Here is an 18,613-nt window from a genome sequence, read left to right as displayed (position 1 = left end):
CCATGCAGTCCAAGCCTTTCCCGAAATCCGAACGGCCTGTCGTCGCCATCATCGGCGGCGGCGTCTCCGGCGCCGGCGTCGCCTATCATCTCGCCCGGGCGAATTGCGGCGAAGCTTTCGTCATCCTGGTCTTCGAGCCGCGCGCCGAGCTCGGCCGCGGCCTTGCCTATGACACGGATGATCCGGCGCACCGCATCAATGTCCCGGCCGCCAAGATGAGCCTGCAGCCGGACGATCTGGGCGAATTCCAGGCCTGGATCGAAGCCCGCGATGGCGTTGCCGGCGACACCAAGGCCAAACAGCCCGATGGCTCGCTTTTCCCGCGGCGCCGGCTGTTCGGCGAATATGTCGCCTCCCTGCTGAAGCCATTGCTGGAAGACGGTCGCGTGCGTCATTGCCGCGTCGCGGTCACCGGCGTCGAGCGCCGTGCCGGCCGCTGGACGATCCGCGACGATCGAGGCGGCGTGACCGAGGCCGATATCGTCGCGATCGCCACCAGCCATCCGGCACCCGCAGCCCCCGCCCGGCTGGCGAGCCGGCTCGCGGCTCATCCGCGTTTCATCGCCGATACCACCAAACCAGGCGCGCTCGAGGTCATCCGCCCGCATGACCGGGTGCTGGTCATCGGCAATGGCTTGACGGCGGCCGATGTCATCGCCTCCCTTGCCGAGCGCGAACATGACGGTCCGGTGACCGCGATCTCGCGCCGTGGCCTGCGTTCACGCGGGCATGCGCCGATGCCGCAGCCGCTCTTCGGCGATTTCCTTGTCGATGCGGCGCGTTCCGCCAGCTCGCTGCTGGCAAGAATCCGCGCCGCCATCGATGCGGCAAAAGCGGAGGGCATCAGCTGGCACGGCGTGATCGATCAGGTGCGGGCGCAGGGATATGATCTCTGGCAGGCGTTGCCGGTTGGCGAACGCCGCCGCCTCGTCCGCCATCTGCGTCCCTATTGGGACGTGCACCGGTTCCGCATCGCCCCGCAGGTCGAGGCCGTGCTCGACGCGGCGATTGCTGCCGGCCGGCTCGAGATCCTTGCCGGCTCCGTTGCCGATGCGCGCATCGAGGGTGAGTTCATCCTGTGCACCCTGCAGCCGCGGCAGCAGCGCCTGCCGCTGGAGCGGAGTTATGACGCCGTCATCGTCACCACCGGCCCCGCCCATGGCGGCATTCTCGAAACCCAGCCCTGGCTTGCAGACCTTGCGGCAAACGGCCACCTGTCGCTCGATCCCACCGGCCTCGGCCTTGCCTGTACCGGTCATTCGGAGGCGATCGGCCCGTCAGGAGAGGCGGATCCATCGCTGCTGATCTCCGGCCCACTGGCGCGCGGCACCTTTGGCGAGCTGATGGGCCTTCCGCAGGTGACTGAGCATGCCTTCTTTGTCGCGAGCGAGATTGCCGGAAAGCTGCGGACAGACGCGGCAAACACGCATCCGGCTTGATTTTACATTCCTATGTCGCTTGGCGGCTGTCGTTCATGATCGACTTCTGATACTCACGGCAGCCAACATCCCATCGCCCTGCTTTCGGGCGACCAGAAATATCGAGATCATGTCGCAGGCTGCCTCCACCCTTTCCGAAGCCTCGCCTTCCAATCGCCTCGCCCTTGCAGCCCTTATTCTCGGCGGGGCGGCTATCGGCGGCTCGCCGATCTTCGTCCGGCTCTCCGAGGTCGGGCCGATGGCGACGGCCTTCTGGCGCGTGGCGCTGGCACTGATCCCGATCTTCATCGTCTCGCTCATGAAGAAGGATGCGGGGGCGAAGCCGCAACGCCTTTCCGACTACGGCATGCTGATCCTGCCAGGCGTCATGCTGTCGCTCGATCTCGCCGCCTGGCACCTTTCGCTCACCATGACCTCGGTTGCCAATGCGACGCTGCTGGCCAACCTCGCGCCGGTCTTCGTCACGGTGATCGCCATTGTTTTTTTCGGGGCGAGGATCAGCGGCGTTTTCTTGCTCGGGCTTGCCTTGGCATTGGCAGGCGTCGTCGTTCTGAAGGGCGGGCCGGCAGCCATCGGCATTGGCGACCTCAGCGGCGATGGCATTGCGATGATCGCGGCCTTCTTCTACGCTTGCTATATCCTGGCGATCGGCAGGCTGCGCAGCCGCTTCGATACGATCAGAATCATGATGTGGAGCACGGCGTCCGCTGCCATTTTCATCTTCCCCATCGGCTTCTTTTACGAAGGTCAGATGCTGCCCGCCGGCCTCTATGGCTGGTCGATCCTCTTCGGTCTCGCCTTTATCAGCCATGCCGGCGGACAGGTGGCGATCACCTATGCGCTGGCCTATCTGCCGCCAGCCTTTTCCTCTTTGACGCTGCTGCTGCAGCCGGTCATCGCGGCCATCCTTGCTTGGGGGCTGCTGAATGAAGCGATCGGGACGATGCAGGCGCTCGGCGCCGCCGTCGTGCTCGCCGGCATCTTGGTTGCCCGCGCTTCCCGCGTTCAGGTTTAAGCGGTTTTCCTGCAGCAGCCATTTCTGGATGATCGGCACATCTGCATCGCCGAGATCGTGACCGCCGGGAATGACGTCGGAATCGACCGTGGCGCCCGAACTCTTCAGCCGGTCTTCCAGCTCGCTCGCATATTTGCCATAGGCATCAGTCTTGCCGCTGATGACGAGCAAGTCGGTGCCTTTGAGATCGGCATGCGGATAGTCGCTGAGAACCGGCATGGAGCGCAGCAGCACCGCTTTGTGAACCAGGTTCGGGTGCAGGTAGAGCAGCGAGTTCAACAGATTGGCGCCGTTGGAGTAGCCGACATAGACGACTTTCTGGGGGTCGAGCCCGTAGGATTTGACGGCGCCCTCTATGAAGGCGGCGAAGGCCTCCGCCTCGGTCTTGATGTCGTTCTGGTCGAAGGAAAAGGGAGTAATGCGCTTGTACCAGCGCGGAAACCCTTCCTCCGTCGCCCGGCCGCGCACGCCGAGCAGCGTCGCCCGTGGCGCCGCCTTGTTGAGCAGCGGCATCAGCGTCGTCTCGTTGCCGCCGGAGCCGTGCAGCAGCACGAAGACGCTGCCGTCGGGATCCGGCGGCGTATAGAACCGATGGACGAAAGGCAGCTCGCGGTAATTGATGCGCGGCTGGCCGGGCATTGCAAACTGCGGCAGCACGACCTTCAGCTCATGGAGATTGGTGATCGCTTCGGGCGGTGCGAACAGCTTCGTCCCAAGAGCGGCCTGCTCTTCATCCACGATCATGCCCGGCTTGTCGGTCGCAAGCTCTATCAGCGTGCCGCCGGGCTCGCGGGCATAGAGCGATCGGAAATATTTGCGGTCATGCAGGTTGGTCGGCGATGCGTCGGTGGCTTCCAGGGCACTGCGGACGGAAAGCAGCGTCTCATCGTCGGAAGCGCGGAAGGCGACGTGATCGACGGTCCCCGTGCCCGGCGCGCCGGCCCAGAAGCCGCGGGCATCGCGCACGTCGATGACGTCGCCGGACTGCGAAACCAGCCTGTCGATTGTGCCGCGATTGGCCTGGAAGCGGTAACCGAAATGGCTCTCGATGAAGCTGCGGCTCTCGGCCGGCTTCTCCGTCAGTATGGTCGCACCGCGCAGGCGCTGGATGGCGTGCTCCGCGGGGATCGAGGCGCCGTGCCAGGCGGCCGGCGATACCAAGGTCTTTGCACCTGCGAGCTTGAGGATGATGTTGTCGGGATCCTTCAGCCGGAGCACAGGTTCGCCGAATTCGTCCGCCGGTCCTTCCGAGCGCAAGCCGAAGCTCATGGCGCGCGTCAGCCAGTAGCCGATGCTCGCCGGGTCGATCGACAGTGATATTTCGCTGATCTGGCCGTAGCCGGCCCGGCCGGGCGCACCGTCTTCCCAAGCGAGGAAGGTGAGGAGGGAACCGGGCGTTCCTGCCGCATCGCCGTAGAACAGATGGAGTTGCGTCGCATCCTCGTAGCCGGCCGTCTGCTTGACCAGCCGCAGGCCGAGAAAACCTGCGTAAAAGTCCACGTTCGCTTGCACCTTTCGGGTGACGGCCGTGACGTGATGTATGCCTGATACCATCGGAAGCAGTCCTGATTGAAGCGGAGTCGTCAGGAGCGCGAGTATGAGAGCTGCGAAGGTCATACCGTTGCCAATGACCACCGCTTAGTTTTGTTCCGCACAAAGCGCAAGCGAATCGCCGCGCTGCAGCAATTCCAGATGATCGACATATTCGAGTGCCGCTTCCAGTTGCTGCAGGGTGGGCGGCTTGACCATATAGGCGCGCGCACCGAGATTTCTGGCCCGCTGCCTGTCGCTGTCATCGCTTGACGTGCTGAGAATGCAGACGGGAATCTGATTGAGGCGGACATCGGTGGAAAGCGCACGCAGCACCTCGAAGCCGTCCATAATCGGCATGTTGATATCGAGCAGCATCAGGTCGATCTGCGGCACCTCGGCAATACAGGCCCGTTCTTCGAGCAGCCGCATCGCCTCGCGGCCGTTGGTGGCGACATGCAGGTTGAAATTCACCTTCTCCCGCCGCATCAGCTTGATTTTCAGAAGCTGGATATCGGCCGGGCTGTCCTCCACCAACAGCACTTCGGCGAGCCTGCCTTCGCCTTCGCCTGGCTGCTCCGGCGGTTTGTGGCTGTGCGGGATGGCCGCCGCAGGCGGCGGCTCGGGCCTCGTCTCGGCGAGCGGCACGTCGAGAATGAAGGTGGCGCCCGGGCCTTCCTCCGCCTCGCACCAGATCGAGCCGCCATGCAGCTGCGCGATGCGGCGGCAGATGGCAAGGCCGAGCCCGGTACCCTCGATGCCACGGCCGACGAGGCGCTTGAACGGCTGGAAGATCAGTTCGCGATGCTGAGGATCGATGCCAGGCCCGTTGTCGCGCACGGTGAGGCGGCAGAAATCGCCATGGGCTTCGCCTGAGATCGTGACCTCCGGAACCTTCTGCTCGCAATAGCGGATGGCATTCGACACGAGGTTCTGCAAGAGCTGGGTCAGCAGCGTCGCATCGCCCATGACCACCGGCAGCGCTCCGCGGATGATGATCGCGCCGCGGCTTTCGGTCTGCTGGCGCAGATTGTCCTCCACCTGGTCGAGTACGGCAGAGAGCGAAACCGGCGTAAGCTCCGGCCCGCCGGAGGCTTCGAGCCTGGTGAAGCCCGAGACCTTGACGATCAGATCTTCCATATGGTCGGCGGCACTCAGCACGTAATCGAGCAGTTCCCGGTCGTCGGCCGGAAGCGCTGCAGAACCGTGCAGGATGCGGCTGAAGGATTTGATCGTCCTGAGCGGCTCCTTCAGATCATGGGCCATGGCGCGTGTGAAGATCTCGAGCGATTGCCGCTTCTGCTCCAGCTGCGCTTCCAGCATACCGTGCATGATGGCGTTCTGGATGCAGCGATGCAGTGTTTCGGGCGACAGCGAATCCTTGGTCAGATAGTCGCGCGCGCCGCTCTTCATCACCTCGACGGCGACGGTCTCGCTGCCCTGGCCGGTCAGCATGATGACGTTGGCGGCGGGATCGTTCTCCAGGATATCGGCGAGAACGCCCAGCCCGTTGCGACCCGGCAGCGAATAGTCGAGCAGGATGCAGTTCGGCCGTTTGCGGCCGTTCAGCGCAAGACCTTCTTCGCCGGTCTCCGCCTCCAGGACGCTATAGGCGGTGCTCGAGACTCGGCCCAATATGCGGCGATAGACCTCGCGATCGTCAATATTGTCGTCGATGATGAGAATGCTGCACTCTTCCGCCAATCTGTCAGTCCTCAAGCGGCAGGATGGCGATTTCGAACCAGTATTCCTTCAGCCGCTGGATCGCCGCGAACAGCCCGTCGAGATCGACCGGCTTCTGCACATAGGTATTGGCGCCGAGCGCATAGCAGCCCTCGATATCCCGCTCGTCGTCGGACGTGGTGAGGATCACCACCGGGATCTTGCGCCAGCCGGCGTTCGACTTGATCGCCTCCAGCGTCTTGCGGCCGTCAAGGCCCGGCATGTTGAGATCGAGCAGGATCAGCCCCGGTTTCGGCACCATCACGGCCAGCATGTCGAGCGCTTCCTGCCCCGAGGCTGCCCAACGGATCGAGTTGCGCAGGTTGGTGCGTTTGAAGGCGCGCATCGTCGCTTCGAAATCGTCTTCGCTGTCCTCGACGATCAGGATCGGTTGCGTATCACGCTGCTGCATTCTGCCCCTCGCGCTTTTTTCCCAGAGTGAAGTAGAATGTGGTGCCGGTGCCGACCTCGGATTCCAGCCAGATATCGCCATTGTGCCGCGCGATGATCTTGCGGACGAAGGTGAGCCCTGCTCCGGTGCCGTCGTCGGAATCCTGCGACTTTTCCAGCCGTTTGAAAATGCGGAAAATGTCCTCATGGAATTCCTGGGGTATGCCCTTGCCGTTATCCCTGACGAAAAACACGTTGCGGGCAATCGTGCCGTCCTGGCCGACGAACCGATCGAGATAGCCGATCGATACCAGCGGCGCCGGCTTGTCGTTGTATTTGATCGCATTGGTGATGAGATTGCGGAACACTTCGGTCAGGCGCGGCGCGTCGCAGACCACATCCGGCAACTGGCCGTCGATGATGACCTTGGCATGGCGTTCCTCGAGCAGCAGTTCCATCGTCGCGACGACATCCTTGACGATCAGGCCGATATCGGTGCGTTTGACCGCCAGCTGCTGCCGCCCGAGCCGGGAGAAATACAGCAGGTCGTTGACAAGTTTTTCCATGCGCTGGCTGAGGCGCACCAGCCGGTTCAGCCGGCGCACGCCGTCGACATCGAGCTTGTCTTCGTAGTCCTCCAGCAGGAATCGGGAGTGGTTGTGCAGGCCGCGCAGCGGTTCCTTGAGATCATGCGAGGCGATATAGGCGAACTCGTCGAGGTCGTGGTTGCTGCGCTCGAGTTCGGCCGTATAGGCCTCGAGCTGCGCAAGCGTCGTTTTCATCCGCTCTTCCTGCCGGGCCCGCTCGCTGATATCGCGCACGATGCCGACGAAGATCTTCGCATCGCCGGTGGCGACGGCGCTGATGGAAACGTCGATCGGAAAGACGACGCCGTTCCTGCGTCGTCCGGAGACCATCCTCGTCGTGCCGATGATACGCTCCTCGCCGGTCTCCCGGTAATGAGCGAGATAGCCGTCGTGCTCGGAATGATAGGGTTCGGGCATCAGCATCTTGATATTCCGGCCGATCGTCTCCTGCGGCGAGTAACCGAACATGCTTTCAGCCGCCGGGTTGAAGCTCCTGATCGTTCCACCCTCGTCGATGACGATAACGGCATCGGGCGTGCCGCGCACCAGCGCCCCGAAACGGACGCGCTCGGTTTCGAGGTTGTGGTTGTTGCGCATGAAGTAAAAGACGAGGACCGCGATCAGCCAGAGCGTCGCAGCCGTTATCGTGCGGTTGGCGATCTCCTGCCAGAATGCCGCCTCGTCGTGCCTGACCGCGAAGAAGCCGAGCATCAACAGCACGGTGCAGGCAAAAGCGAAGAAAAGCGGCGCATTCCTGTTGCCGAACCAGAGCGCCGTCAGCACCAGCGGCACATAGAGAATGCCGTTGGCAACGCCGAGCGGCGTGTAGAGATCGACAAGAAGACCTGTGAAGCAGACCGCAGCCGGGATCCAGAGCGGAATCTGTGCCCGGTTTGCCGGCTGCAACCACCAGGAGCGCGCGAGCAGGCCCGAGCCGAAGATCACCATGCCGACCGCCGTATGCAGCGCCATCGCCGCATAGGGCCCCCAGCGGTAACCCTGTTCGGCGTCGGTGACATAGCTGGCGAGCGCGATCATGCCGAGGGTGATGACGATGTAGCTCGTCAGTTCCTGCACCACCTGGCTTCTCCTCTCGACGTAGAGAGAGGCAGCAGCGAAAGATTGGCGATCAGGAAGACCAGCGCCGTGTTCGGGCCCATGCCGCCGCCGATCTGCGCGATGAAATTTGGCGGAATGACGAAGCGGGTGATCAGCAGGTCGATATTGTGGAACGTCCGGCCGATGGTGGCGATTTCCAAGAGCCGGGCCGCGGCGATCGCCGCAGCAACTCCTGTCAAGATCGTTGCGGCTATGAGAAAGCGACGGGTGGCCAGCGTCGAAGCCGCAAGCCCCAGGCCGGACAGCACGAAGCAGAGCGCGGTGTTGAAGGCCATAGACGGAAAGCCGGGAACCAGCGAAATGATCACCTCGATCTGCAATAGCCAGCCGGCAAGGCCGCTCATTCCGAGCAGGAACATCAGGCAGCCGACCGCAATCGCAAAGCCACGGTAGCGCTGCCGCTGCCGCTGGTCCTGCAGGTCCACGTTGCCACTATCCTGCACCCGTCATCTCCTCCTCGGTTCGCGCGGCCATTTTTTCCGAAATCGAGGAATACTCAATAGGCAGGGGAGAACGGCGCCGTGCTTTTTGCGAAATGATTTTTCGACAAGACGGATCGAATTTTCGCGAAATCGCGATATCGTGACGTCGAAGGACAGCAAGGTTCATCGAACAATATCCAAATCATGGTGCTGAATGCCAACCATAATTTACGTCGACGACAGCAGGGATGATCTCTTCTATCTCGACTATATCCGCAGAAAGCAGCAGATAGAGGTCGATCTATTCTGTTTTTCGACCGCCGAGACGGCGCTGGCGGCGCTGGAGCAGCGCGCGGCGGAAGGCTGGGCGCTGCCGGAATTGCTGGTCGCCGATCTCTATATGCCGCTCGACAGCGGCATCGCCCTGGTGAGCAGGCTGCGCCGGGACGACCGTTTCAAGGCGATGCGGCTTGCCATCTGCAGCGGCTCGGATGCTACCGAGGATCGCGCGCGCTCGCTTGAGGCCGGCGCCGATGCCTATCTGGAAAAGCCGCTTGACCTTGCGGGGATTATTCTCAATCTTGAGATGTAGGAAGCGGCGAAGGCCCGGTAACCTGTTCCCCGTCCTATGTCCCAACCATATGACGAACCGCGATTGACAAGGTCGAGGACGCACCACAAGATGCAACCGAAGCGAAGGAAATGATAGGCGAAATAAGCGCTGAGAGAACCGATCGACCCGCGTTCGCCGCCACGAACATCAGCCAACCCCTTAGCTGAATGGGTCTGTCGGTTCTCTCGCGCTTACGTCTGGCACTGCCTACCCGCATTCATGGATGTTGAATGCAGGAAGAATACGATACCCAGGTAAGAACTACTGCACTCAGTAAAATCTGCCCGTGCATCACCTGTAGTTGAGATGATTGATGATTTCCGCCTTTGAATGCCGAAAGTCCCCGTTTCGATATTCGTCATCAACCTTCTCGTAATTTTTGTAGCTCTTCGCGTTTAAGACGTATATCCCAAGATTTCGGGATCGGAGGCATCGAAGAGAGGAAGAGTGGGAATGAACAACGCCCCGGCAATTCCCTTTCATGCCGGACCGGAGCTGAGCCGGGCGATCAACCGCACCGATTTTTTCCGGCTGCTGAAGTCGGCGGCTCAGCACTACAACTTCGATAACTTCGCGCTTGCCCGCATTTCCGAGGCTTCGGCCCCTTTCGGGGAACGCGATATCGTCATCACCAATGTCGCCGAGCGGCGTGTCGGCCTTTTCATCACGACGTTGAAGGAAGCGCTCGGAACCGTCCGGGCAAAGTCCGCCCAGTTTCTGGCAACGCCGGTTCATGGCAGGAGCGCGCGACCGGAAGATTATCGCTCCGATCTCGTTTTCAACGAGTTCCTGAGCGGCGTCTTTCTGTTCATCCCGCTGTTCACCCCCGAAGGGCGGCGCTATTGCCTCGTGCTCAGCGGCGAGCGTCAAGAGCCGGATCAGAGCGAGGTCGCCGACATGCTTCTCGACGCCATGCGGATTTTCGACAAGCTTTATGAGGAAATCCTGACACAGGAAATGTCCGGACGGCTGACCCAACGCGAGCAGGAGATCGTCAAATGGACGAGCGAAGGCAAGACGTCGGCTGAGATCGCCATCATTCTCGGTCTTTCCGAACATACGGTCAATTCGCACATCACCGCGGCTGCGCGCAAACTTGACGCTGTCAATCGCGTTCACATGGTGGCGATCGCCTTGCGGAACGGCTTGGTCACGTGAAGCTGGTTTCGGGATGGGGGAAATTAAGTCGATGACCACCGAAGCTGTGCGAAAGAATGCCGTGAAGGTTCTCTTCGTCGACGATGAATTCATCGAATTCCGTGCGCTCAAGAAGAAGATCGCCGATCTCTCCGAGCCGGCCGTCGAGGTTGAATATTCGCCATCGATCGGTGACGCGCTGGAAAAGATCCGCTTGGCGCGTTTCGATCTCATCCTGCTCGACAACCGCCTTCTGCCGAACGCCGATTTCCGCGAAACGGTGCCGGAACTGCGCGGCATCGGCTTCACCGGTCCGATCGGCGTCGTCTCGACCGACATATCGGGCGGCTATTTCCAGGAATTCCCGGATTACGGCGTCGATTTCCGCATCGGCAAGGACGAAATCGATGCCCAGACGCTGCAGCACATCATCCGCGAATATGTCACCTACGACGTCCCGGATTTCTGGAAGGACGATTACAGCATCTGAAAAGATGCGTGCGTGAAGCTCAGGCGACCGGAAGGCGAATGAGGAAGCGGCTGCCGCTTTGATCCGAATGTTCGAGGCTGAGATCGCCGCCAAGCGCTGCCAGAAACTCCCGCGCCGTCGTCAGTCCGAGGCCAGCGCCCGGCACCGTTCCCGCCTTCGGCAATTTCCAGAACGGCTCGAAGATCCGCTCCTGATAGACCGGATCGATGCCCGCCCCGTTGTCGGAAATCCGGATGAACCAATCCGCCACCTCCCGCTCCGCGCTAATGACCACATGAAGCGGCGCTTCGCTGCGATAAGTCAGCGCATTGGTCAGCAGATGCCTCAGCACCAGGCCGAGCAGGGCAGGATCACTCCTGAGGAAGGGCAGGCCCTGGATTTCCAGCGTCGCATCGGAAACCGCGGTTTCGTCGGTCAGTTCGCCCCAGACATTTTCGGCCAGCGCCTGCAGATCGACCTCTTCGGGCGTCACCTGAGGTGCTCCGCCGGCAAGGCTCATCAATGCCTTGGTCAGGCGCTGCGCAGCTTGCGCCTTTTCCATGATCATCCGGAGGCTCTGAAGCTGTTCGCCGTCGAGCGCTGCCTCAAGATCGTCGAGCAGCAGTTCGGCATACATGGCGATATGGCGCAACGGCGATTGCAGATCGTGCGAGGCGGTTGCGAGAAAACGCTTGATGCGCTCCTCGCTGCTATCGTCCTCTTCCGGCCGTCTCGTCGGGTTTGATGACATCTGGCGGTTTCCCCGGTCTCTGCTGCTGGCGCCCTACATCCTATCAGACGCGCCAAGGATGCGGTAATCCTTTGAATCGCTGCAGGATTTTATCCTTGCAGTTATCGACAATAGAAAGAGGGCGCCGGCTCTGCAACCGGCGCCCTCTTCAAGGATGCGTCAAAAGGCGGATTTTAGCTCGCCGACTTGCGCGGGCGACCCTGTTCCGGCGGGATGATTTCGACTGCGCCATCGGTTGCCGTTGCCGCTTTGGCATGGCGGCGGCGCCAGTCGCCGAGGAAGAGCAGGATCGGTGCCGCGATGAAGATCGACGAGGCGCCGGCCACGAGAATGCCGAAGACCATCGGGATTGCGAAGCTCGAGACGGCGCTGCCGCCCCAGATCGCCATCGGTACCAGGGCGAGGAAGGCGGTCGCATTGGTGTAGAGGCTTCGTGCCAGGGTCTCGTTGATCGACTTGTCGATGATCTCGCGCAGCGGCATCGACTTGTAGAGCCGCATGTTTTCGCGCATGCGGTCGTAGACGACGACCTTGTCGTTCACCGAGTAACCGACGAGCGTCAGGATGGCGGCGATGGCCGTCAGGTTGAAGTCGAGGCCGGTGATCGCGAAGAAGCCGATCGCCTTGGTGACGTCGAGCACCAGCGTAACGATGGCGCCGACGGCAAACGGCCATTCGAACCGCACCCAAATATAGATGAGCATCGCGAGGCTGGCGATCACCACCGACAGGATGCCGGCCCAGGCAAGCTCGCCGCTGACCTTCGGGCCGATGACATCCGTGCCTTCGACGGTGGCGGTCGGATCGATCTTGGTGACTTCGGCCTTCAGCTTGGTCACCGCCGCCGTCTGCGCCTCTTCGCCGCCTTCCTGCCGCTGGGCGCGAACGAGAATGCTGCTTTTGTCGCCGAAGGACTGCAGCGTGATTTCGCCGAGGCCGAGACTATCAAGGCCTTCGCGGAACTTCGCCAGATCGGCTACGCCTTGGGTCTTGACCGACATCTGGATGCCGCCGCGGAAATCGACGCCATAGTTGAGACCGGGGTGGATGAAGAGCACGACGGAGGCGATCGAAAGCAGCGCCGAAACGGTGACGCCGAAGAAGCGCGCCTTCATGAATTCTATGTGCTTGTCATAGGGGCTGAACGGGATCAACGGCCGGATGTTCAGCACCTTGAACTTGCGGCGGCGGGTGATCTCAATCATCGCAACGCGCACGAAGGCGACCGAGGTGAACATCGAGATGATCAGGCCGAGCGCCATGGTCACGGCAAAGCCGCGAACCGGGCCGGAACCGAAAAAGAACAGGATGGCCGCAGCGATCAGGGCCGTCATATTCCCGTCGATGATGGTCGAATAGGCGCGATTGAAGCCGGTATCGATGGCGGCAAAGGCGCCCTTGCCCTTGCGGGTCTCTTCGCGAATACGCTCGTTGATGAGGACGTTCGCATCGACCGCAAGGCCGATGCCGAGAACGACACCGGCAATGCCCGGCAGCGTCAGCGTCGCACCGACCAGCGTCAGGGCCGAGAAGGTCAGGATCGTGTGGATCAGCAGCGCGATATTTGCCAGCACGCCCCAGGTGCCATAGAGAACGAAAATGAAGACTGCGACGAGGATAAAGCCGACGATGCCGGAATAGATACCCATCCTGATGGCGTCGGCACCGAGGTCGGCGCCGACGGTGCGTTCCTCAATAACCGTCAGCTTGGCGGGCAGGGCGCCGGCGCGCAGCATGGCGGCAAGCGTCGTTGCGCTGTCGGCCGAGAAGTTGCCGGAGATCTGGCCGGAACCGCCGGTGATCGGCTCGCGGATGACGGGCGCGCTCAGCACCTTGTCGTCGAGGACGATGGCGAAGGGATTGCCGACATTCTGACGGGTGATATCGGCAAAGCGGCTGGCGCCGGCGCTGTCGAAGCGGAAGCTGACGATCGGCTCATGCGTGTTCGGGTCAAAGCTGACGCGGGCGTCGGAAAGCCGGTCGCCGGAGAGTTCGACGCGGTCAAGCACCGGATAGGTCCGGCCTTCATCGTCCTTCAGCATGGTTACGCCGGGGCCGGGCTGGTTGTTCGGCGACAGCATATGGAACGACATCTTCGCAGTGGAGCCGAGAAGCTGGCGCAGCCGCGTCGGATCCTGGGCGCCGGGCAACTGCACGAGCACGCGATTGGCGCCGATGCGCTGAATGGTCGGCTCGGAAACCCCGACCTGGTCGACGCGCTGGCGGATGACTTCAAGGCTCTGCTGGACGGCGTTGTCGACATTGGCGGAGATGCCGGCCTTGGAGAAGGCGATGGTAATGGTCGCTCCATTCGCCGTGACATCGAGGTCCGCCTGACCGGCGCTGAGGCCGGTGCTGATGGGGTTGGCGAGCGTCTTGAGGTCAGTGACGGCAGCATCGCTCTGCGTGGCATCGGCGAGCGTCACGACGATCTGGTTCTGGCTGCGCACGACGGCCTTCGGCTGGATGCCCTTTTCGCGCAGCACGCGGCGCGCGTCCTGAAGCAGCGATTGCAGTCGCTCCTTGGTCAGATCCGCCTCGTCGACTTCCAGAACGAGATGCGAGCCGCCGCGAAGATCGAGGCCGAGCGACACCTGTTCATGCGGCAGCCATGCCGGCACGCGCTGGAGGACGGATTGCGGCAGGACGTTCGGCAGGGCGATCAATAGGCCGAGAAAGATGATCACCGTATAGGTGAACACCAGCCATGGTGAAGTACGCATGTTGTATTCCTTAGATAATCGAGGGCCGGCGCTCGGGCGCTGGCGGCATGTCGTCAGATGTCGGAAGCGCCTCGGCGCAAACGTCAGGCAGCAGCCGGCGGTCCGCGCGGCTGATGGGTCCTGGAGACCGCGGCATGAAGCGGAGCATCAAATGCCGGAAAGGCGGCTGAAATGCTCCAGCCGGCGAGATCGACTACCGGGGCAGCGGCAAGGGCGGGCGATCCGCCGTCATGGGCCGCTTGCTTCGGCGCAAGCCTGCGCTCGGTGGCAAGCACGCCACGCACGGCATCGCGCGCGGTCAGCTGCGGCGGCTGCGGATCCCGGCCGGAAGAGGAAAGCGTATTGACGGCTGCAGCCGGCGAAATGACCAGATTGCCGCCGAACAGCAGGCCGAGATAGGCAAGGATGGCGACGAGCAGGGAAGCGGCGACACGGCTGGTCAAATGGTGCTGGACCAGCTCCACCTTCTCCGTCCCGACGATGTCACTCCCGTATCGGCTCAAAAGCGCGCCAATCTCTCATTCTTTTGGCGGCGGAGGCTCATCCGCCACAATAATTGTATCAGGCCCATGCCCGTCTTCATAGGGCACACTGTCATGATGCACTTGGGCGAGCGGGTCAACCATGCCAAGTGCGATTTCACGCTCGCCCATGATGACGGTGTCGGCACCATAGTGCTTCAATTCATCGACTTCGGCATCGGAATGGGCGCGGGCGACGATGAGAATCGACGGATTGATGCTGCGCGCCTGCTCGGCGATGCGGCAGGCCTGGAAGGTGGTCGGGATGGCGATGGCAATGCTGCGGGCGCCGGAAAGATTGGCGAGGTCGAGTGAGCACCAGCCGCGATTACGAGGGTCGCCACCACGACATCCACCGCGCGACGGAGGCCCAACTGCGTCTCGCCTTCGAGGAAGGCGGCCTCAGATTCGTCGAGATCGAAGGGGTTGGCACAGGCCTCTGCCCGCCGGCGGGATAATTCCTCAGATCGGAATCGATTGGCTCAGGGCGCCAGGCAGGCGGCGGAGACCCTGTAGACGGAAAGCGACTTGCCCTTGTAATAGCCCTCGGTCGGCTGCCAGTTCTTCAGTACCTCGGGTGTCTCGGAGGCGCAGCTGAAGGGCCCGATCGTCAGGTAAAGCACCTTGCCGGTGATGTCGGCCGGCAACGCGAATTCCTGTTCGTAATAGCTTTCCGGAAGGCCGGCGGGCGCCCGCGCATAGATCCTGTAGGATGCATCGCGCAGCGTATAGAAAAGATCGGCGACCATGTCGCGATCGTCGGTAACAATGATGTCGGTGCCGGCCTCCGCCGCGAGTGCGGCCGCTTCGCGGCTGACCTCGGCGCGGCCGAGATAGCGTTTCATCAACTCGTCGCCGTTCGGCAGCAGTAACTGCTGCGGAAAGATCGTCGCCAGCGGAAAGAGCAGGCTGGCGATGCCGTTGATGGCGAGCGACAGTCGCAGGCCCTTCGGCCACATCCGGTAAAGCAGCCAGACGGCAAGGATGGTGCCGGCGACATAGGCGGTCACGGCCCAGTTGGCATAGGCCTTGGCGACCGTTGCCTGCAGCGTGATCAGCACCACCACCGGCATCGACAGCCAGACCAGCATCTTTTCGCGGTCGTCGCTCCTGCCCCTGATCATGCGATAGACTGCCCAGAGCATCGCAAAGAAGATGATCGGCCCGACGACGCCGAACTGGGCGGAGAAGAATTCAAGCCCGTGACGGAGATTGATGCCGAGATCGCTCCAATGGGCGATGTCCTGCGTATGCCGCACCGTCGTATTGTCGTGCTGCAAGTTCCACCAGAGGTTCGGCAGGGCGACGACCGCCGCGACCGCGACCGCGATGATGAAATCCCGGATGGCGATGCGCGCCGCCGGAATGAGGAGGAGGGCAAGCGCGCCGCCCGGAACGACGAACAGCACGGCATATTTCGTCATGAAGGCGAGGCCGACGCCGAGGCCCATGACCAGCCCCAGCCCGACCGAGCGTCGCTGTGTCAGCCCGAAATAGGCAAGCAGCGCGACCGCGATGAAGAACAATAGGATCACGTCGGTCGAGAAGAACACCGAGGAAAGTGCGACGCCGGGGAGGGTGATGTAGGTGGCGGCGGTCCAGCCTTCGATCTCCGGGCCGACGAGACGCTTTGCGACCTTCATCAAAACCAGTGCCGCCGCCATGTGGATGAGCGGCCCTGAGAGCCTGATCCAGTAGATGGCGTCGGAGCCGGAAAACTCGGTCATCGCCCGGATCACCCAGGCGATCATTGGCGGCTTCGAATAATAGCCGAAATCGAGATTCTGCGCCCAGAACCAGTACTGCGCCTCATCGACGAAAAGGTCGGTCCGATCGAAAGCTAGCGTGACAACGCGCCAGAGCGTGAAGCCGAGAACGATGAGAAAACCAGATCTGGGGGACATGAACCAAGTGTTCCGCTGACATGAAAGGCGCCAGTGCGATACACCAAAGGTGCCGGACTGCCAACGGGCAATGGGGGTATTAGAAAACCCGAAGCCCGCGGATATCGCGGTTTGCGGCGAGAGAATCGAGGCGGGCGACGGCGGCAAGCAGCGTCATTGCAATCAGGCAGGCACCCAATCCGAGAACAATCATTGCTCTGTCCTTGTCGACGTCATGTCTTGGTTATCGACAGGCCTATAACACGGAGCTTGCGTGTGCCTTGTAGCAGCCGTGCAACTCGGCCGCAGTATTTGCTGGGAACGGCCTTGAATTGCTTCAAAAGCCGGCAACGCGAGGGGCTTATTAACCTTCAAGCAAGGAATTAACCATAAACATTGGTTTACACGTCGGAATGGGAAGATGCACTCGTTCCCACCAGGCATGACGCCGTCCCGCCGTACCGGGTTGATCCGGTATCCATCTCTTCAGACAGCTCCGAAACATAGCTGATCAGGGGGCTTCGACCCGCCGGTTGTAACCGGTGGTGAGGACCGTCTCGAGGCTTTGCGTTCTCCGGATGCTGCGAAAGTTTTTAACCAGGCATTCGCCTGGACAGTGGGTCGGGGACAGGCGTTGAGGCAGGACATGCCATCAGATCAGGCTCGTGGAGCGCAGGCAGGCAGCTTGCGCGACCGCCTGCGCTTTGCCGGTCTCGATGCCGACCAGTGCGAGCTGGTGCGCCGCAATCGGCCGGCCCTCGAAGCGCATCTGAAGGCAGGCCTGAGAGATCTCTTCCACAGGTTCCAGTCTTTCCCCGACGCCGCCCGCAATTTCGACAGTGAGCGCCAGGTCGAGCGCCTGCATGATCTGCAGTCCTCACATTGGGACGTGCTGACGGATGCACGGTTCGACAGCCTCTATGCCGAACGCGTCAAGGTTCTCTCCGATACCGAAAGCAAGATCGGCCTCGATCCGCGCTGGCACGTCGCCGGCCACGGCGTCATGCTGGAGCATGTCGTTGCCGGTCTCGCCGAGGAAATTGCCGGCCGTCCGCTGCTGCCGTCGGCCAAGCGTCGCACCCGCGAAATCTCCGATCTGATGACGGCGATCATCCGCATCGTCATGGTCGATGTGGAAATCGCCGTCTCGTTGCGCTTCAACGCCCAGCGCGCCGCCCAGAGTCGTGCGCTCGACCATCAGCGTGCCGACAACGAGGCCGAGATCGATAGGGTCTTCGGCGATGTCATCGAAGGCCTTTCCGCCCGCGACTTGACGCGGCGCGCCCCCGTCGACGGCGCCCATGCGTCGACTGCCGCCGCGCTGAACGGCGCCTTGGATGGTCTCCACGCAGAGTTCACTGCCATCACCGAGCGCACGCTGAAGGCCGAAGCGGCGACGGATTCGCTCGTCGGCCTGGCCCGGCAGTTCGCCGGCACGGCGTCCGGCCAGGCCGACCGGCTGCAGCTTTCCGCCGCCGCGCTTGCCGCCATCGCCGGCAGCGTTCGCAACGGCGCTGCCGACAGCCGCGCCGCCGAAGAGGCAGCCGCCTCGACGCGTACCGCCGTCGAGGAAAGCGGCGAGGTCGTCGGCCGCGCGATCAGCGCCATGGCCGATATCGAGCAGTCGGCCGAAAAGATCGGCCAGATCATCGGCGCAATCGACGAGATTGCCTTCCAGACCAATCTGCTGGCGCTGAATGCCGGCATCGAGGCGGCGCGCGCCGGCGATTCCGGCCGCGGTTTTGCCGTCGTTGCGCAGGAGGTCCGCGCGCTCGCCCAGCGTTCGGCCGAGGCCGCCCGCGAAATCAAGACGCTGGTGACGACGACCAAGGCGCAGGTCGATGCCGGCGTGCAGATGGTCGGCCGCACACAGGATTCGATCGGCAGCATCGTGCGCCAGGTCACCGACATCAATGCCGCCATCGCCGGCATCGCCAACCGAACCGGCGAACATGCCGCAAGCCTCGACAGCTTGACTTCAGACGTCAAGGGTCTGGGCGGCGAAGTGGCAGGCAGCGCCGGTCTTGCGGAGCGCTCCGCCGAAGGCGCAGACCACCTCCACACCGTCATTCTCGAACTCGGCCAGACAATTCGCGAATTCCGCATCGCCCGGGAAAACGCCAATGCCGGCCGCCCGGCGCCGGTTCGCGTGACACAGCCGCGCGCCATCGAAGGCGCCGCCCGTCCGGCTGTGGCCGAGGACGAATACGAAAATGATGATTTTAGCCTTCCGCAGCCCTACGCAAGCGCCGGAGGTGGGCGGAATGTTTACTAACCTATGGGATGATTTCC

Annotated in this window: 12 protein-coding genes and 4 pseudogenes; 7 read left to right on the top strand and 9 right to left on the bottom strand. The window is 62.3% G+C overall.

Translation table 11 applies throughout. The features are described from left to right. Positions 1–2: 2 nt before the first annotated feature. Complete coding sequence (locus ACS4RS_RS04315) at positions 3–1,439, top strand: FAD/NAD(P)-binding protein (protein ID WP_439008571.1); 1,437 nt, start codon at positions 3–5, stop codon at positions 1,437–1,439. Positions 1,440–1,548: 109 nt separating this feature from the next. Continuing rightward, a complete protein-coding gene (locus tag ACS4RS_RS04310; protein ID WP_439008572.1) occupies positions 1,549–2,454 on the top strand; it encodes an EamA family transporter in 906 nt (301 codons plus the stop codon). Here ACS4RS_RS04310 and ACS4RS_RS04305 read toward each other — a convergent pair. The 4 genes and pseudogenes from ACS4RS_RS04305 to ACS4RS_RS04290 form a co-directional block, all read right to left on the bottom strand. Next, positions 2,455–4,071, bottom strand: a pseudogene (locus tag ACS4RS_RS04305) (VOC family protein); the annotation flags it as partial. A 21-nt stretch (positions 4,072–4,092) separates the two neighbouring features. Beyond that, a complete protein-coding gene (locus tag ACS4RS_RS04300) occupies positions 4,093–5,688 on the bottom strand; it encodes a response regulator (RefSeq protein ID WP_439008574.1) in 1,596 nt (531 codons plus the stop codon). Positions 5,689–5,692: 4 nt separating this feature from the next. Continuing rightward, positions 5,693–6,118 carry a response regulator gene (locus ACS4RS_RS04295; protein WP_003584210.1) on the bottom strand — a complete coding sequence of 142 codons (426 nt, stop codon included), beginning with the start codon at positions 6,116–6,118 and terminating at the stop codon, positions 5,693–5,695. Next, positions 6,105–8,245: pseudogene (locus ACS4RS_RS04290) on the bottom strand (sensor histidine kinase). The gene ACS4RS_RS04295 and the pseudogene ACS4RS_RS04290 overlap by 14 nt, the downstream one beginning before the upstream one ends. A gap of 193 nt (positions 8,246–8,438) precedes the next feature. On the opposite strand from ACS4RS_RS04290, the gene ACS4RS_RS04285 reads away from it, so the two are divergent. The 3 genes from ACS4RS_RS04285 (at position 8,439) to ACS4RS_RS04275 (ending at position 10,464) form a co-directional block, all read left to right on the top strand. Then, positions 8,439–8,816 carry a response regulator gene (locus tag ACS4RS_RS04285; RefSeq protein ID WP_439008575.1) on the top strand — a complete coding sequence of 126 codons (378 nt, stop codon included), beginning with the start codon at positions 8,439–8,441 and terminating at the stop codon, positions 8,814–8,816. 474 nt (positions 8,817–9,290) lie between these two features. Then, on the top strand, positions 9,291–9,995 hold the full coding sequence (locus ACS4RS_RS04280) for a LuxR C-terminal-related transcriptional regulator (protein ID WP_439008576.1): 705 nt from the start codon (positions 9,291–9,293) through the stop codon (positions 9,993–9,995). Positions 9,996–10,026: 31 nt separating this feature from the next. Continuing rightward, complete coding sequence (locus ACS4RS_RS04275; RefSeq protein WP_439008577.1) at positions 10,027–10,464, top strand: response regulator; 438 nt, start codon at positions 10,027–10,029, stop codon at positions 10,462–10,464. Positions 10,465–10,483: 19 nt separating this feature from the next. Here ACS4RS_RS04275 and ACS4RS_RS04270 read toward each other — a convergent pair whose 3' ends face one another. From ACS4RS_RS04270 to ACS4RS_RS04255, 4 genes and pseudogenes are all read right to left on the bottom strand, one after another. Further along, positions 10,484–11,194, bottom strand: coding sequence for an ATP-binding protein (locus ACS4RS_RS04270; protein WP_439008578.1), 711 nt, complete (start codon positions 11,192–11,194; stop codon positions 10,484–10,486). Positions 11,195–11,367: 173 nt separating this feature from the next. Then, entirely contained in the window at positions 11,368–13,917 is a 2,550-nt protein-coding gene (gene secD / locus ACS4RS_RS04265; RefSeq protein ID WP_439008579.1) for a protein translocase subunit SecD, read from the bottom strand. Positions 13,918–14,000: 83 nt separating this feature from the next. Further along, positions 14,001–14,381, bottom strand: a complete 381-nt coding sequence (locus ACS4RS_RS04260; RefSeq protein ID WP_439008580.1) for a hypothetical protein — start codon at positions 14,379–14,381, stop codon at positions 14,001–14,003. 54 nt (positions 14,382–14,435) lie between these two features. Then, positions 14,436–14,753, bottom strand: a pseudogene (locus ACS4RS_RS04255) (NAD-binding protein); the annotation flags it as partial. On the opposite strand from ACS4RS_RS04255, the pseudogene ACS4RS_RS04250 reads away from it, so the two are divergent. Beyond that, a pseudogene (locus ACS4RS_RS04250) lies at positions 14,753–14,896 on the top strand (transcriptional regulator); the annotation flags it as partial. The pseudogenes ACS4RS_RS04255 and ACS4RS_RS04250 sit on opposite strands and share 1 nt — an antisense overlap. A 24-nt stretch (positions 14,897–14,920) precedes the next feature. Here the strand turns inward: ACS4RS_RS04250 and ACS4RS_RS04245 are convergent. Then, entirely contained in the window at positions 14,921–16,342 is a 1,422-nt protein-coding gene (locus ACS4RS_RS04245) for a glycosyltransferase family 39 protein (RefSeq protein WP_439008581.1), read from the bottom strand. Between the two features lie 625 nt (positions 16,343–16,967). Here ACS4RS_RS04245 and ACS4RS_RS04240 point away from each other — a divergent pair. Next, positions 16,968–18,596 (top strand): methyl-accepting chemotaxis protein, encoded by a 1,629-nt coding sequence (locus tag ACS4RS_RS04240; protein WP_439008582.1) that lies wholly within the window; start codon positions 16,968–16,970, stop codon positions 18,594–18,596. Positions 18,597–18,613: the final 17 nt, after the last annotated feature.

Source organism: Rhizobium sp. F40D2, assembly GCF_051810745.2.
Lineage (GTDB): Bacteria > Pseudomonadota > Alphaproteobacteria > Rhizobiales > Rhizobiaceae > Rhizobium.
This window is presented reverse-complemented; position numbering and strand designations above follow the sequence as displayed.

Coding starts and splice junctions, on each gene's coding strand:
- ACS4RS_RS04315 (WP_439008571.1), top strand. CDS start 3: ATGCAGTCCAAGCCTTTCCCGAAATCCGAACGGCCTGTCGTCGCCATC.
- ACS4RS_RS04310 (WP_439008572.1), top strand. CDS start 1,549: ATGTCGCAGGCTGCCTCCACCCTTTCCGAAGCCTCGCCTTCCAATCGC.
- ACS4RS_RS04295 (WP_003584210.1), bottom strand. CDS start 6,118: ATGCAGCAGCGTGATACGCAACCGATCCTGATCGTCGAGGACAGCGAA.
- ACS4RS_RS04285 (WP_439008575.1), top strand. CDS start 8,439: ATGCCAACCATAATTTACGTCGACGACAGCAGGGATGATCTCTTCTAT.
- ACS4RS_RS04280 (WP_439008576.1), top strand. CDS start 9,291: ATGAACAACGCCCCGGCAATTCCCTTTCATGCCGGACCGGAGCTGAGC.
- ACS4RS_RS04275 (WP_439008577.1), top strand. CDS start 10,027: ATGACCACCGAAGCTGTGCGAAAGAATGCCGTGAAGGTTCTCTTCGTC.
- ACS4RS_RS04270 (WP_439008578.1), bottom strand. CDS start 11,194: ATGTCATCAAACCCGACGAGACGGCCGGAAGAGGACGATAGCAGCGAG.
- secD (WP_439008579.1), bottom strand. CDS start 13,917: ATGCGTACTTCACCATGGCTGGTGTTCACCTATACGGTGATCATCTTT.
- ACS4RS_RS04245 (WP_439008581.1), bottom strand. CDS start 16,342: ATGTCCCCCAGATCTGGTTTTCTCATCGTTCTCGGCTTCACGCTCTGG.
- ACS4RS_RS04240 (WP_439008582.1), top strand. CDS start 16,968: ATGCCATCAGATCAGGCTCGTGGAGCGCAGGCAGGCAGCTTGCGCGAC.